The sequence below is a fragment of the Cytophaga aurantiaca DSM 3654 genome (assembly GCF_000379725.1).
In the GTDB taxonomy this organism is placed as follows: Bacteria; Bacteroidota; Bacteroidia; order Cytophagales; family Cytophagaceae; genus Cytophaga; species Cytophaga aurantiaca.
Map to the genome: position 1 here is coordinate 154,618 of NZ_KB903622.1, position 16,791 is coordinate 171,408.

The 16,791-nt window shown below is 39.0% G+C and carries 7 protein-coding genes; 1 reads left to right on the plus strand and 6 read right to left on the minus strand.

The window, feature by feature from the left end; translation table 11 throughout:
- Positions 1-19: 19 nt before the first annotated feature.
- Positions 20-898 (minus strand): PorP/SprF family type IX secretion system membrane protein, encoded by an 879-nt coding sequence (locus tag A3EE_RS0103425; protein WP_018342033.1) that lies wholly within the window; start codon positions 896-898, stop codon positions 20-22.
- 111 nt (positions 899-1,009) lie between these two features.
- On the minus strand, positions 1,010-4,600 hold the full coding sequence (locus tag A3EE_RS0103430) for an FG-GAP-like repeat-containing protein (protein ID WP_018342034.1): 3,591 nt from the start codon (positions 4,598-4,600) through the stop codon (positions 1,010-1,012).
- A 268-nt stretch (positions 4,601-4,868) separates the two neighbouring features.
- Between A3EE_RS0103430 and A3EE_RS0103435 the strand changes: the two genes are divergently transcribed.
- Positions 4,869-5,651 (plus strand): M90 family metallopeptidase, encoded by a 783-nt coding sequence (locus tag A3EE_RS0103435; RefSeq protein ID WP_018342035.1) that lies wholly within the window; start codon positions 4,869-4,871, stop codon positions 5,649-5,651.
- Positions 5,652-5,998: 347 nt separating this feature from the next.
- On the opposite strand, the gene A3EE_RS21165 is transcribed toward A3EE_RS0103435, so the two are convergent.
- From A3EE_RS21165 to A3EE_RS0103455, 4 genes are all read right to left on the minus strand, one after another.
- Positions 5,999-9,301, minus strand: a complete 3,303-nt coding sequence (locus A3EE_RS21165) for an endo-1,4-beta-xylanase (RefSeq protein WP_018342036.1) — start codon at positions 9,299-9,301, stop codon at positions 5,999-6,001.
- A gap of 264 nt (positions 9,302-9,565) precedes the next feature.
- A complete protein-coding gene (locus tag A3EE_RS0103445) occupies positions 9,566-12,532 on the minus strand; it encodes an alginate lyase family protein (protein WP_018342037.1) in 2,967 nt (988 codons plus the stop codon).
- 166 nt (positions 12,533-12,698) lie between these two features.
- The gene (locus A3EE_RS21170; RefSeq protein ID WP_018342038.1) at positions 12,699-16,349 is read right to left on the minus strand and encodes a glycoside hydrolase family 9 protein; all 3,651 of its coding nucleotides are present in this window, start codon (positions 16,347-16,349) and stop codon (positions 12,699-12,701) included.
- Positions 16,350-16,380: 31 nt separating this feature from the next.
- The coding region (locus A3EE_RS0103455; RefSeq protein ID WP_157446864.1) for a T9SS type A sorting domain-containing protein at positions 16,381-16,791 on the minus strand (411 nt) is incomplete at its 5' end.

Below are 16,791 nucleotides of genomic sequence, written 5' to 3' on the forward strand. Positions count from 1 at the left end.
TTCAACTGTTCAAACCGGATTAAAATCCGTAGCGTACCAAAATTTCACTGCTGCCATAATTGCCTAAGGCAAATCCGGATGTATTGAATTCATAACGATAGCCCAATATGATCTTTGGTGTTACGTTCACATTGGTGTATAGCGCTAATGCTTTTGGATACATAAAACCAACACCTGCTGTAAATGTCTGATTAAAGATCACACTCAGGTTAATGTAGTAATTAAGCGGACGGGTAGGATAGTAACGTACCAATACGTTTGGCTGCAAGGCAATAAAATCTGTGACGTTGAATTTGATACCCGACATAAAAAAGAAATTTTTCTTTGCCAGAGATTTGTTGCTTGCTTCGTCGTGATATAATTTGTTCGGATCGATCAGTACTAAGTCAGGTATAGAAAGACCTGCATAAAAAGATTTCTTTTTGTAAAATACACCTGCACCAAATGTGCTAATGATTCCTTTGGTTGAATTCGGTGAAAGGTATGGATCATTTTCATCCCAGATAAATGCACTTCCTGCACCGAAGTTTATTTGTGAAATACCAGCCTTTAAACCAAACTGCACAAAAGATTCACGACCGGTTTTGATGCGGTAACTTGCACTTGCCGAAAAATTGATCTGCAGTGTATTGCCAATAGAATGTCTGTTCAATACAATGCCACCACCCACATTTTTACCTAAAGGAGCTTCGGCTGTTACAACCTGTGTATTGGGTGCGCCTGGATACTTGGTCCATTGTGTGCGGTAAATACCGGTAGCACGAAACTGCGTACCTGAACCTGCATAAGCGGGATTGTAATACAGCAATACATTTTGAAACTGACCGATGTTTGGATAGATCTGTGCTTGTGCAGAAAATGCAGCAAGAATTAAAAAGAGTAAAAGTGTTTTTTTCATAGTGATATAATTTCAAAGCACACGACTGATGCTGAGCTATGTTTGTGCATGCATTGTGGTGAAACAGATACACCTTTGTATGAATGCTAATGATTGATTAAATATTCTATTTTATTTTACGATCTGAATATAATTTTTCAATTCACGTCCGCTTCCTTTTTCTTTATAAACATAAAAGTAAGTGCCGGGTTCAATAGCATCCCCTTTTTTATTTACACCTCTCCAATCATTTTGATAGTTCGTTGTTTCATAAACAACGTTCCCGATTTCATCCATAATGATCAGCGAATTATTGTCATCTAAATATGCATACGCAATTACCAGCCCATCATTCAAGCCATCGTTGTTTGGCGTCATTACTTCATTCGCCTTTAAAGGGGGAGTGATGGTTAGTGGAATTACGTTTATGAAAATATAGCCAACATCAGATGTTATTCCTAAAGAATCGGTTACGGTATAACCGATTCTTCCTTCACCAATAAAACCAGAAAATGGTTTAACATTCAGATTGCCATTCAAGTCAATTAAAAAATTACCGATCGTTAAAGAATAAAATTTATTTTGAACGCCCGTATTTTCAAGGTCAATATCCGTTTGTGATGGAGCAACAGCATTGGTTACGCCGTAATCGTTTGTCAGGATATTAACAATAGTGTCTTGATCAACCGTTATAATGATTGTATCATTCACAATAATCGGCTTTTGTATCGCAGGATAGATGGCTACAGTAAATGACCTGGTTATGGCCTCGTAGGTTGAGGTAGCCGGAACACGGATTTCGATATCTACTGTACCTTGCTTGTAGGTGGTAATAGTTCCATCCGTATTGATTTGTGCTATGTCGGTATTATTTAATTGAACAATTTGTATTCCAGCTCTTGCTGCATCTGAATTTGTGAAATACTTTAATTGTGTAGTGTCATTGCTTAGTAAAACACCCGTGGTAGTTAATTTTAATTTAGTGTCTGGGTTAGGAGAGATTTTTATATAGGTCTCTACCACACTTTGTCTGAACCCATCTTTAGCTACTTGTGTAACAATTACAGGAATGGAATCTGCACAAGAGATGCTGCTTACAAATCCCAATGAACCGATTTTAGCGCAAGAACTTGTAAAGCCGGTTTTGATTGTATAACTAATACTACCATCACTTAGTGTACTAGAAGGTCGAATGAGAAAATCCGGATCACCTGCATGCACGTAGATGGGGAAAACAATAAGCCTCGGGTCTATTAAATCTTCAATTATTAGCTTGTAGTTTGTTACCGCATCGCATTTTAAGGGCTCTTTTGCTGTTATAGAAAAGTAATATGTTCCTGCAGTAGTAATAGCTCCATTACTCTGAAGTGTATTTCCTGTAAAAGTGAATCCGGTTGGCAGTGCTGTACTTGGTGCAACTGGTAAAATCGTATACGTAGTATTTGTACCATTTAAAACGGTGAAATCCTGCTTGTATGTTTGTCCGACTTTTATTGTTTGCAGGGATGATGGTGTAATAATGGGGATTGGGTTGACTTTAATTGTAGTATTTGCTGTAACCTGACAACCATTTATCAATCCAGAAACAGTATATATGATCGGTATTTGAATATTTGATGGGTTGATTGGATTAGCTATGTTAGTTGTTGCATTTGGTTGATATCCAGAAGGTGATGTTGACCAGGTATAGCCCGGGATGTCAAAAGGAGAAGTTGAACTAATGGTAAAAGCAACATTCTGTCCGGAGCATATTGTATTGTTTGTCGCATTTGTAGCAATAGCAGCTAAATTATTATATACTCTTGCTGTCACTGGTAATGTGTTTTTACATCCGGTAGTAACATCCGTTCCAGTTACAGTGTAGCTGTAATCTAATGTATGATTGGTTGTATTATTTAATGGCGTAACATTTTTTGGTAAAATGGTGTATGCACCTGCCGTACCGGTTACATCTGCACTTGACCATATATATGTAGTGGCTCCGCTCATGTTTACTTTAACTGTACCGTTAGGACAAACTGGAGTGGAAAAAGTGCCAGAAGCTGTCAGTGTAGGGAGCTGGTTGATATAAATGGTGATTGGAGTGAATGATGTTGAGCTACAAGTCCCATTACTTGAAGCTGCTTTTACAATAATTGAAGTGCCTGTGATTTGCGTGCCAGGAAGAGTTAATGTAGATCCAGTTTGTCCAAGAACATTATTTTTTGAATCATACCAACTTATTGTACCAGCATTGGTTTCTGCAGAAACGGTTGCTTGAGTATTTACGCAAACAGTAGTTCCCTGGGGATTTGTAATATAAATCTCACTTGATTTTCTATAGATGTACATCTCACCTTTAGAATTATAGGTAATTAAATCTGATTGCCCATCTCCATCTACATCTCCTGAGATAAGGTTTGAATTGGTATTTATTCCAGTGAAAATCGATGATTTTATAGATTCGAACTTTCCTGAACCATCATTTTGATAAAATGAAATATTATTGAAACCTTTTTCGTCTGGGAAAAGCGCGGCAATATCTGGATTCCCATCATTGTTAAAATCTATACCAGTAAAATCAATGAGGCTTGAAGTGAAATTCAAATCAGGATACATAGTAGTTTTATAAACCGATTGCATAAATGCAGATCCAACAATTCCTGCTTTTGTTCCAAAAATCGCGTCAGTCTTTATATCTAAATTATAATCACCAATTTTAATAATATCAGCAGATGGACTATATAATTCAATAGGTTTATCAAAATTGAATTTTGTTAAGTTGGGATAGTAATACCCTTTATCACCATCGGTCACAATAATATCTTTATTTGAATCATTATTAAAATCACCTATGTCTATTGAAGTTACTGATGTTGAGGATAGGGATTTTACAATTGCATAATTGCTGAAATTAAATAATGTAGTGTTTTTATTTTTTAAAATTACTAATGATTTATCTACATTATTTGCAGCAACAATTTCTAAAAAACCATCCTCATCAAAATCTCCAACAGCAACATTTTTTGGTGATTTCCCAACCGTTATATGGACAGCATCTGTAAATGTACCTCCTGGCTTACCTTCTAAAATTGAAATTTGACTTCCCGTACTGTAGCCAACAACTACATCAAATACCTTGTCGTTATTTAAATCACAAACGATCATGGAAGAAGGTAAGCGTGATGGGAGTAATGGATATGTTGCAGCAGAAGTGAAATCTAAATTGCCAGGCTTAGAAACATTTAAATAGGTTGTTAAAGTTGAGTTTGCCCCAAGTATTAAAAGTTCAGAAAGACCCTTTCCATCTAAATTCGCAAGTGAAATATTTGATGGGTTTGTATTCGTTGGAAAAACAACAGCAGTGTCATAAATAGGGTCTGTAAATTTACATGGAGATGCAGTTTTAACAGTAAAGAATACGTCACTTTGTACACTTCCAATATTATTATTAGTAACGGAAATTCGATCATAAGAAGCACCAATTGGAACAACTGCATTTAGTTGAGTAGTACTTATTAAAGTTGTAGAAGCAGCTATTTGACCAAAATAGACTTGGGAGGCTGTTGAGAAATTCTTTCCGGTTATGGACACAGTAACTCCATTTTTGCCATTTAGTAAATTTACGTTAGATATTGTTGGGCTTTGTGCCAGAATACTTTTGATGAAAAAAATAAATATCAGAAATGTCAAAACTCTTTTTTTGCTGATTCCTAAAAAGAATTTATTGATAAATGCATTCATAGTTATAATGTTTAAAAAGTTTCTGTGATAATTCCTTATGCTAAAAAGGATTAGTTAAACTGTTAATCAGACTTCGGGATATAAAAGTAACTGTTTTAATGAAATAAATATACGGAAATTCCACATACATAGCATATTGTGGAAAGGGCTTGTATCTCTTTTAAACGCTATATCGTAATGTTTATCTCAATTTTAAATAAATTTTCATTACTTTATAAAACAACGTATAGGGATTTTTAACAAAAAACATCGATTTTGACATATTGTTATGCTTACAATTATTTTAGTAACCTTTGTTTTATTCGGCCTCTTATTCAGCTTTAGCCTGAAAAAAAACAAAAAAGTTAAGGCTGTTTTAGCACAGCCTTTTCCTCAGGCCTGGCACACGTATTTGTTAGAAGAAGTTCAGTTTTATAAAAATCTTTCGGCTGAAGAACAAATAAAATTTCAGAATAAAATAAAACAGTTTTTCGCACAGACGTCCATCACGGGTGTGAAAGACCTTGAAGTTACAGATGAATTGAAATTGCTTGTCGCGGCGAGTGCTATTATTCCCGTATTCTTATTTGATGGCTGGGAATATGTAAATCTTGCTGAAGTAATTATTTACGATGGTGCCGTAGAGCCCAATCAACGTGGAGATGCAGAACAAGAGGGGATGTTGTTGGGGCAGGTTCGTCCGTTGCAGACCAAACATGTATTGCTCTTATCCAAACAATATCTCATTCAAGGCTTTGAGTCGATGAACGGAAAATCAAATGTAGGTATTCATGAATTTGCGCATCTGATCGATCAGGCAGACGGAGCAGTAGACGGTATCCCCAAAGCGTTTATGTCGGAAGAATTACTGACACCCTGGACAAAAATCATGTATGCGGAAATTGAACGCATTGCCGAGAACCGTTCCGACATCAATCCATACGCACTTACAAACCATGCAGAATTCTTTGCCGTGGTATGCGAATACTTTTTTGAAAATCCGGAAAAGTTTCAAGAGAAACATCCGCAGCTGTATGCGTTGATGAATCAGATATTCAGAAAGGAAGTCTGAACCGTTGATAAAACTGATGTAAATGATTAAAAATGATAGTATATTATAATTAAATATAAGTGATAAATAAATTGAATATTTTTCAACTCTCACTTGTAGGATATGACCCCGGTAGGGGTCATATATTTATAGAAAAGAATATAGTATAATTTCTACGCACAATCCCGAAGGGATCATATGAATAGCACCTTATTGCCATACACCTGAATAATCCCTTCGGGATTGCGCGTAGTTTATCTTCTCTTCTCTTTTATTTCGATTGCTATAGATATAAATAGATTAGAGTAGGAATAAAAAAATCCCTCTGTTTTAATTAAACAGAGGGATTTTTATTTAAAGGACTATTATTAATAACTTTTCACCAATTTAATAATTGATGTTCCTTTATTCGATGTAACATAAGCGATATACAAACCTGTATTAAAATTGTTTCCAAGTTCAAATGCCGTTGTATTTATATTNTCCGCATTGAATACTTCAATCCCATTCATGTCTACAATTTTAATGCTATGAATTACTTCATCGTTTTCAAGCATAATGGTTGTGCTGGTATTAAAGGGGAGCGGACTTGCTGCAGCCCTTAATTGAGGCGAACTACCTGTGCATCCACCGACTTTAACAAGCAACGTGAATTCCTGATACCATGGAGCCGCATTTAAATTCACCCCGGCAGTTAGCGTTGCATTTGTACCATTTGCATACGAAGGGAAATTGATCTGCATATTTTTAGGATTGGCAGGATCCTTTGTGATCGAGGCTCCACTGTTGCTCCACCAATTGATAGATGCAACAGAAAGATTTGTACTCAGGGAGTATGCATTTGAAGTGCCAGTACTAACACAAAGCGGTCCATTGATTGTTGTAATGTTTGTAGTGACGCATTTGCCTGGATCTGTTACGATGGCAATACCTGTTGTTCCGCCCGCGCATTTATTGCAGGCGTCAATGATAGCAGTTCCATTTGCAACACCGGCACAATCCAGACAGCTTCCTTCGGTTTTATTACAACCGCAATTTCCCGGAGCAATTTTGTTTGCATCGGTCGGACAAGCATCTCCTGCAATGGCTACATAGCCTGTAGGTTTGGCGCAGGAAGAAACTGTTGTTGCCGGATCGCCTTTGCCATCGTTGTCTGTATCGGCATACCAGATCGTAGCTGCATTCACTTTTAAATTAAATGTGCTTGAAGCATTACAGCCGTTGGCATCTGTGTAGGTTGCGGTATAAATACCGGATTGATTAACCTGGCTGTTGTTTAAATAAATTTCTCGGGTCGTTGCTGTAAAGTTATTTGGTCCCGTCCAACTCCATCCGGTTTCAACGATCGGCCATGGTCCAAGGATTACGTTTGTTGCTGCGCAGGCAGTCGCAGTTGAAGCAGCGGTCCAGTTTCCATTTGCATTCACATTGTGTGTAATTACAGGCAATGGATTTACGGCAATTACTTTTACCGCCGAAGTGCTTTTGCATCCGCTTGCATTCGTTACTTCCACGGTGTAGGAGCCGGCAACAGTTGCTGTGTAGTTTGCAGCTGTCCCCACCTGTGTCGTTCCGTTTAACCATTTGTAGGATACGCCTGCACTTGCTGAAAGCACAACAGAACCGCCTGCACAGAATGCATTGGTTGGAGAGCTGATGCTTGCAGTGCAGGTCGCCGTTTCACTTACAACAATTTTATCAATATTGAATCCGAAGTTATTGATCAGTAATCGAATGACGTGGTTGCCCTGATTTAACGTTGCTGTTTTAGAGAAAGGAGTATAGGTATTCCAGTCACCTGTTGAAGGTACGGTGATGTTTGTAAGCAATGGATTGCCATCAACGGTTAAGCTCAGTACACCGCCGCCACCTAAAGAAGCTGTTAAGAATTTAAAATCATATGAACTTGTTTTGGTAACGTTGACAGAATATTCCATCCATTCACCGGTTGCAGTCCAGCCTACGAAGTTTCCTCCGCCTGTTAGTGTTCCAATATCAACACCATCTGTTCTGTATGTTGCACCCATGTTGGCTGCTTCCGTATCGTGGAAGCTGATTCCTTCACCGCCTTTGTTATAGTTTTCAGCTTCGATGGTTCCGGCAATTGTTATTGGAGTTCCTGAATACGGACCTTTCGGTTCTGCTAAGGGACAATTTAATTCCAATAAATTGCTCATTTGATTGTATGCATACTTGGGCTGATAGGTTTGATTAAAGCTTAGAGCATCTCCAAACCCAGGTTTGAAGTTAGGTATCCAGGAATGTTTATCTGTAAAACCCCAGGATAAAAATGACTTCACAATTGTTGGATTGTTGAGTGCAATTTTTAATAAATTTCCATAAGACAAGGCTTGTATTTTATACTTTGTATCATCGCCTGGAAGGGGCATTGCAAGGTCTGTTTCAGTGAAAGATACTTGTAATCCTAAAGTTCCAATGCGTTTTATATTCTGATCCATTTCTTTTGAAAAGGTAGAATTTATTGATATGATCTGATCGTAACTAAAATGGCATTGCATGCCAAGACCATTTATTGGTACACCTCTGTTTTTAAGACGTTTTACCAATTCATACACAGCGTTTGATTTTGCATTCATTGCTTCGGCGCCATAATCATTATAATATAATTTAGCATTGGGATCAATTTGATGCACCCACTTAAATGCAGAGTCCAATACTTCTTCGCCAATGTATTTCATCCATACAGATTCAGTTCCGTTGCGTAAATCATTATTGCCTCCGATGAATTCATTTGCAACATCCCACTCTTCAATTTTACCTTTGTATCTTCCAACAACAGTAGTTATGTAGGTCTTTAGATAGCTTAGCAGTGTTTGCTTTGTCCAGGCTTTATTTTTCACCCAGTCAGGCATTCCTTCATGCCACAATATGCAATGTCCGCGCATTTTCATTCCATTGCTTTGTGCAAATGCAAGTAGATTATCCGGTCCGGTAAAGTTGTATGCGCCTGCTTCTGTAGATTTGATTGATCCCATCTTCATTGCATTTTCATTTACAACAATGTTGTATTCTCTTTTTAATGTATTTGTATAATTAGCGTCTGTAGACTGGTCTCCAACAGAACCAATATTTAAATTACAGCGTGCCGCGAGCTCTCTTAATGGACGGCTGCTTGCTGATGGAATTACAATATTACTTGGATTAAACTCTGTTATTATGATTGCATCAATCAGATAGGTTGCTTTGGAAGGGAATTGAAATTTAAATCCAGGATCATTGCTGTCAGCAGTATATGTATATTCAAATTGTTGCCAGCTGGAATTTAATAAGAACGATTTTTTTGTGAAGCCCGCATTTTGGTGCAAAACATCCAGTGAACTTCCATTCTGTAATGACTTAGCAAAAAAACTTATGGTATATAGTTTACCTTGAGTAGCTGTCCATCCGGCATGAATACTTTGTACGGCATAACTGACTGTACCCAGTTGAGATATTTCAAGCTTCATTGCTTTTGTACCGCTTGCTACATCAGCTGTTGAAATTGAATATACAGAAGAAGCTCCTGAACTGGATAAGTTCGTCCAGCTGGAAAAGTTTTGCTCAAAATCTCCATTTGTAAGAAGATTTTGCGCAAATACGACATGGGTTATGAATACACTAAAGATTAGAAATAAATAAGCCTTTAATGATTTTGGTACAAGATGTTTCATACGGTGTAGTTTTTAATTTATAAAATGACTTGAAGCACATTTGAATAAATATGCGAATGATTTTTTTCAAGAGTTTATATTATTCTTATTAGACAAATGAACTATGGGACAGGTGAACATCTATAAAAAATATAATCTAAAATTAAATGTGTACTTCATTTGAAATAAATAGTGCACTGATCAGAAAATGTAAAAAAGTGCCACTCAACAAAACATTGAGTGGCACATACTTCAACAAAAAATGTATTTAATGGGAACTAAGGTTTAATAACTTTTCACCAATTTAATAATTGATGTTCCTTTATTCGATGTAACATAAGCGATATACAAACCTGTATTAAAATTGTTTCCAAGTTCAAATGCCGTTGTATTTATATTATCCGCATTGAATACTTCAATCCCATTCATGTCTACAATTTTAATGCTATGAATTACTTCATCGTTTTCAAGCATAATGGTTGTGCTGGTATTAAACGGTAGCGGACTTGCAGCAGCTCTTAATTGAGGCGTACTACCTGTGCATCCACCGACTTTAACAAGTAAGGTGAATTCCTGATACCATGGAGCAGCATTTAAATTCACCCCGGCAGTTAGCGTTGCATTTGTACCATTTGCATACGATGGGAAATTGATCTGCATATTTTTAGGATTGGCAGGATCCTTTGTGATCGAGGCTCCACTGTTGCTCCACCAATTGATAGATGCAACAGAAAGATTTGTACTCAGGGAGTATGCATTTGAAGTGCCAGTACTAACACAAAGCGGTCCATTGATTGTTGTAATGTTTGTAGTGACGCATTTGCCTGGATCTGTTACGATGGCAATACCTGTTGTTCCGCCCGCGCATTTATTGCAGGCGTCAATGATAGCAGTTCCATTTGCAACACCTGCACAATCCAGACAGCTTGCTTCTGTTTTATTGCAACCACAATTTCCCGGCGTAATTTTGTTTGCATCGGTCGGACAAGCATCTCCTGCAATGGCTACATAGCCTGTAGGTTTGGCGCAGGAAGAAACAGTTGTTGCCGGATCGCCTTTGCCATCGTTGTCTGTGTCTGCATACCAAAGCGTAGTTGCATTTACCTGTAAATTGAATGTGCCAGAAGCAGAGCAGCCGTTGGCGTCTCTATAAGTCGCGGTGTAGATTCCGGACTGATTTGCTTGGGTATTGTTTAAATAAATTTCTCGGGTCGTTGCTGTAAAGTTATTTGGTCCCGTCCAACTCCATCCGGTTTCAACAACAGGCCATGGTCCAACGATTACGTTTGTTGTAGCACATACCGTTGCAGTTGATGCAGCGGTCCAGTTGCCATTTGTATTTACATTGTATGCAATCACTGGCAATTGATTTACGGTAATTACTTTTGCAGGAGAGGTTGCTTTGCATCCGCTAGCATTGGTTACTTCCACGGTGTATGATCCGGCAGTTGTTGCTGTGTAGGTTGCAGCAGTTCCAACCTGCGTTGTCCCGTTGAGCCATTTGTAAGAAGCACCTGCACTTGCAGTAAGTACAACTGAACCACCAGGACAAAATGAGTTAGAAGGTGAAGAAATGGTAGCTGTTGGGATTGCGTTGACCTGAATATTAAATGTACCTGTTGCTGAACATCCGTTTGGATCGGTATACGTTGTAGTATAGATTCCGGATTGATTTGCTTGGATATTATTTAAATTAATTTCTCTTGTGTGTGCTGTAAAGTTATTTGGACCTATCCAGTTCCATCCGGTTTCAACGACAGGCCATGGTCCAACGATTACGTTTGTTGTAGCACATACAGTTGCAGTTGAGGCAGCAGTCCAGTTTCCATTGGCATTTACATTGTATGTAATCAAAGGTAATGGATTCACGGTAAGAACTTTTGCAGCAGAAGTGCTTTTACAACCGTCACTGTTTGTTACTTCTACGGTATACGAACCTGCAGTTGTTGCCGTATATGTTGCAGCTGTTCCAACCTGTGTTGTGCCTTTGAACCACTTGTAAGAGGAACCCACACTAGCAGTGAGTACTAATGAGCTTCCGGTACAGAAGGATGTTGCTTGACTAATAATACTACTGTTGCAGGTAGCTACAGGTCCGAATGGTATCTGTGCTGCAATAAGGGTTTCAGGTTTTTTGTTCCATCTTCCCATTCCGGAAGGCCTTGATGCATTTATCATGGCAAGGCTTTGCGGCATAGACATACTTAATCGATTATTTAAATGTCTATATGCGATTTCCCAGCCATCATTTCCACAAGGCATTATTGGACTATTTGATTGTCCGGTACACAATACATTTCCTCCGCAAATACTACTTGGAACCGCAGATACGCCTCTTGACCAGGATGCATGCAATTCCATAAATGCTTTCAATCTATCTTTTTCTATATTGAAAAGGTCAATATCCTGGCTCCACGCAATGGACGCGGCGCCTATAATAGAATTAAATCCCAATTTCGCATGGCCGTAATCTCGGCATGTTTCCATACACAAGCCATCTATAAAACTTGTATTTCCCCATACTGAAATAGTTCTACGCCCTGTTTTTGGTGTCGCACCATCTTTTCTTAAATAAATATAGGTTGGAGTAAAATTTTTCCATTCAGAAACAGCTTTATTGAATTTTGCCTGATCATCTAAAAAGATGGCAATAGCAAATTGCGCTTCTATTTGTGAAGCGTATCCATTGTTAAACATTGCTCCAGTGGATGCATAGCTGTAGAGTTTGTTTAACATATTTTTAAATTGTGCAATGTCAGAATTACTCCAGCCAGCGTTTGAATAACGGATAATTTCTGCTGCATTCACAAACCATGGTGTTGCCCAGGAAGCAACCAGTTTGTCGTTGAAGTCTTGGTTGGATTGATAGGTTTTAGACCAGTCGTTTAATATGCTAATTGCTTTTGTTGCATGCACTTGATTTCCTGTGATGTACCATTGGAGTGCATGCGCATAGGCAGACATGGCATCATCTACATGATTATTACAGCCAATGTTGGGATTGTTGTGACTTCCGCAAATGACATCCGCATATGCTTTATGAACATAGCTGAGTTTGCCATAATTACTGTTTTGTAATTGTATAAAAGCATTCAGCCATGGTTGCTGCTGCGCATTAACTTTTTGTTTGATAATCAGTAAATCATTTTCCGTACTAAAGCCTGCTGGGTGCTTAAAGGCAAATGCATTTTTATCATATAGAGATAAAAACAGCAGAATAAATAAAATGATAGTTACTTTTAGTTTCAGCATAAAACAAGAAAATACGATTCTTCACTAAAAGACTATTTTAATATATGGATGTGAACAAATGATCTGAAATATTTTCATTGTGTTTTTTTTAAATTGAAATAATTCAACAAAAAAGCCTCATACTTAAGTGCATGAGGCTTTTTTGTTTTTAATCAGAACTACTCCTTTAATTATTTTTCACCAGCTTCACAATGGATGTTCCTTTGTTTGATGTAACGTATGCGATATACATTCCTGTTGGCAGATCCGCACCCAATTCAAAACTGTTTTCATTAATATTGTTTTGATTGAATACTTCAACTCCATTCATATCTACAATGCGGATGGTGTTTATGAGTTCATTGTTATCGAGACTTACCGTTGTAAGCGCATTGAATGGAAGGGGAGTTGCACTGGCTCTTAGTTGTGGTGTTGAGCCTGTGCATCCGCCTACTTTTACAAGCAACGTGAATTCCTGATACCAAGGTGCTGCATTTAAATTCACTCCGGCTGTAATGGTTGCATTTGTACCATTGGCATAAGCAGGGAAATTGATTAGTACTTGTTTTGCGTTGGCAGTGTTTTGCGTAACGGCGGCGCCGCTGTTTGTCCACCAGTTGATGGATGCGATGGAAAGACTGCCAGCATTGAAAAGATAATTATTGTTGGCTCCTGTTGTAACGCAAAGCGGTCCGCTGATACTTGGAACAGTTGTGGTAACGCATTGATTTGGATTCGTAACAATGGCAATGCCTGTTGTACCACCGGCGCACTTGTTACAGGCATCAATGATCGCGGTTCCGTTTGCAACACCTGCACAATCCATACAGCTGCCTTCTGTTTTATTACAGCCGCAATTTCCTGGTGTAATTTTGTTTGCATCGGTCGGACAAGCATCTCCTGCGATGGCTACATAACCTGCAGGTTTGGTGCAGGATGAAATGGTCACGGAAGGATTGCCTTTACCATCGTTATCTGTGTCTGCATACCAAAGCGTAGCCGCATTCACCTGAAAATTAAAAGTGCTTGTAGCAGAGCAGCCGTTGGCGTCTCTATAGGTTGCAGTGTAGATCCCGGACTGATTCGCTTGAGAGTTGTTTAAAGAAATTTCTCTGGTAGCTGCTGTAAAGTTATTTGGTCCGGTCCAGGCCCATCCGGTTTCAACGATAGGCCATGGGCCAATGATCACGTTTGTTGTTGCACAAACAGTCGCAGTTGCAGCAGCGGTCCAGTTTCCATTTGTATTTACATTATGAGTAATTACAGGTAATGGATTTACTGCAATTACCTTTGCAGCCGAAGTTGCTTTACATCCGCTTGCATTGGTTACTTCCACGGTGTAGGAACCTGCAGCAGTTGCTGTGTAGGTTGCAGAAGTTCCAACCTGCATTGTTCCGTTGAACCATTTGTACGAAGTACCTGCACTTGCAGTAAGTACAACTGAACCGCCTGCACAGAATGCATTGGCCGTAGAGCTGATACTTGCACTGCAGCTCGCCGCTTCACTTACAACAATTTTATCAATATTGAATCCGAAGTTATTGATCAATAATCGGATTACATGGTTTCCCTGATTTAACGTTGCTGTTTTAGAAAAGGCAGTATAGGTATTCCAATCGCCTGTTGAAGGTACGTTGACGTTTGTAAGCAATGGATTTCCATCAACGGTTAAGCTCAGCACACCGCCACCACCAATGGAAGCTGTTAAGAATTTAAAATCATATGAACTTGTTTTGGTAACGTTGACAGAATATTCCATCCATTCGCCGGTTGCGGTCCATCCGACAAAGTTTCCTCCGCCTGTTAGTGTTCCAATATCAACAGCATCTGTTCTGTATGTTGCACCCATGTTGGCTGCTTCATTATCGTGGAAGCTGATTCCTTCACCGCCTTTGTCATAATTCTCTACTTCAATAGTACCTGCTATGGTTATTGGTGTTGCGGAGTAAGGAGTGTTTTGAATGGGTTCAATAAACTTTGAAACCAATCGGATATAATCTATTTGTGAACCACAGCTTACTTCTGAGATCTCCCAGGAAGAAGATGGCCAGCCGTCATTCATATCTAAATAGGCTTTCACAGGAGGCTGCACCTGGCCTTGCCATGCTGCATATGCCTGACATGCCGGTTGCCCGGAGCAATTTGATGCGCAGCAGGCATCTACTTTGACACCCGGATTAGGACCCATTGGTAAATATCCTGGTGGTGGTCCGTATGTGGAGGCGCCAACCTGATCCCATTTAGGACCTTGAAACCATGTATGGAAAATCTGTGTTACACTTTTCTCTGCACCGAATCTGCTCATGTTTGTCATATATACGATGTCTAACGGGTTCACCCCATGAATGTAGTGTACATATTCTTCTGCATTTTTTATGAAAGCATTACTGTTCGCCGGATCCAATCCTACCTTTGCCATGCTGTGAAACTGCGTTCCATAAAATAATTTATACGAGTTGCTGCCCCAGTTGTAATCGCCGATGTAGGAGCGGTACGGATCAGCTTTGGATTGTAATTTGCCGATGTAATTATTAGGACCACTGAAACCAGCTAATAGTTTTGTTTTAATCTCTGCTGCAAATGCCGGAGAAACGCCGGGCATTTGGCTATACTCCATTAAGAAGTCTTGGTGTTTGGCACGGTATTGATCCACAAAATTTCCCCAGATCCAGAGCGGTAATTGGTTGCAATTGCTTTCAACAAAATTTTTATATTTCACATCGCCTGTTGCGAGAAATAAATATCCTGCAGCCTGTATTTTAGAAAAAATATCGTAGCCTCCTTCCTGATCACCGGCTGCAAGCCCTTTAGAATTGTTGCTTGCAGAGTTGTTGTGAAATTGAACATCCGGATTTGCTACGCCCCAATCCCATGCTTTGATTGCAGCAGCTTTTAATTTATCTGAATAAGTTTTATATGCAGGAAATTGTCCATACACTGTTGAAGCTAATGCATAAGCAGATGCTCCAGCAAAAGTAGCATTTGTTGTTGCCGGTCCGTACAAACTTTGTTTTGTTGCAGAAGACGGCGGACTTACATTGTCAACTCCTTTTACGCATAGTACAGAGCCGTTTGTTTCCTGCATACGCAAAAGCCAATCAAGACCCCATTTGTTTTCATCCAGAATATCCGGAAAAGAATTTCCGGATTCTGGTATGTTGTAGTCATCACCAAACACGTCAGGATTTTCTTTATAAGCCAAACATAGTTGTATGCAATAGGCAGATGTGTTTACGGTGTATTGATTTAAATCGCCGGCATCAAACCATCCACCTCTTAAATCACGTTCCGTTGCCGGATTATTTTTGTCGCTGTACAATCTGCAGTTTGCATCTTGCAACGGACCTAAATGACTTGCACCATCCACCCAGCCTGCTTCTGCATAAGGCATATTTTTTGCAAAGCCTGCTCTTTGATAAAACAAGGCGCGGGCTGCCTGTTTCATTGGGTCTAGGTAAATATTATCCCTGATCTCAAATGTGTATGATTTAACATTTTTTGCAACATCCAGAATATAATAATTGCCGGAACTTGTTACAGAGGAAAAATCAAACCACCAGCATTTATCACCGGACTGCGCATTTGTTGCACCATTGTTCCATGCAACAGGTGTTCCCTGAAATGTGGTGGCATTTGTTGCAGCATTGATTACTTTATAAGTTGTGCCGGGTGTAAATGTTTCACCAGCATCAAAACCTGTTTGCGGATCACGTATCACAGCAACCTTTGTGCTGGAAGGTCTATAGCCAAACTGATCCACTACGATGTACTTCGTAGTGGTTTGTGCATAGACGCTCGAGATAAACAATAAAAAGAATGTTAGTTTTATTATTTTCATAAGGATGTCATTTTTGTTAGCAGATTATATGTTAGTGTTTTATTACTTTTAGAATACTTATTCCGTCAGGAGTGATGATCCTAAGCAGATAAAGTCCATTTGCGAATCCGGATGTTTGTATGGAATGAACATTTGCATCTTCAAAAACTAATTGCCCATTTGCATCAATCAACTGAATATGCGCATCGACAGGTAGTATAAGTTCAAGTTGTTCGGAGAACGGATTTGGTGAGACTTGAATGCCTTGTATGTTATTGGTATTTTTATTTCCTGTAGTTATGCCACATTGATTTGCATTGGTAACAGGTGTAATTCCCGTTGTTCCTCCGGAACAGATCATGCATGCATCCATTGCTGCAGTGCCGTTTGGTATTCCCGCGCAATCCAGACAGCTGTTTTCGGTTTTGTTGCATCCGCAGTTTCCAGGTACAGTTTTGTTTGC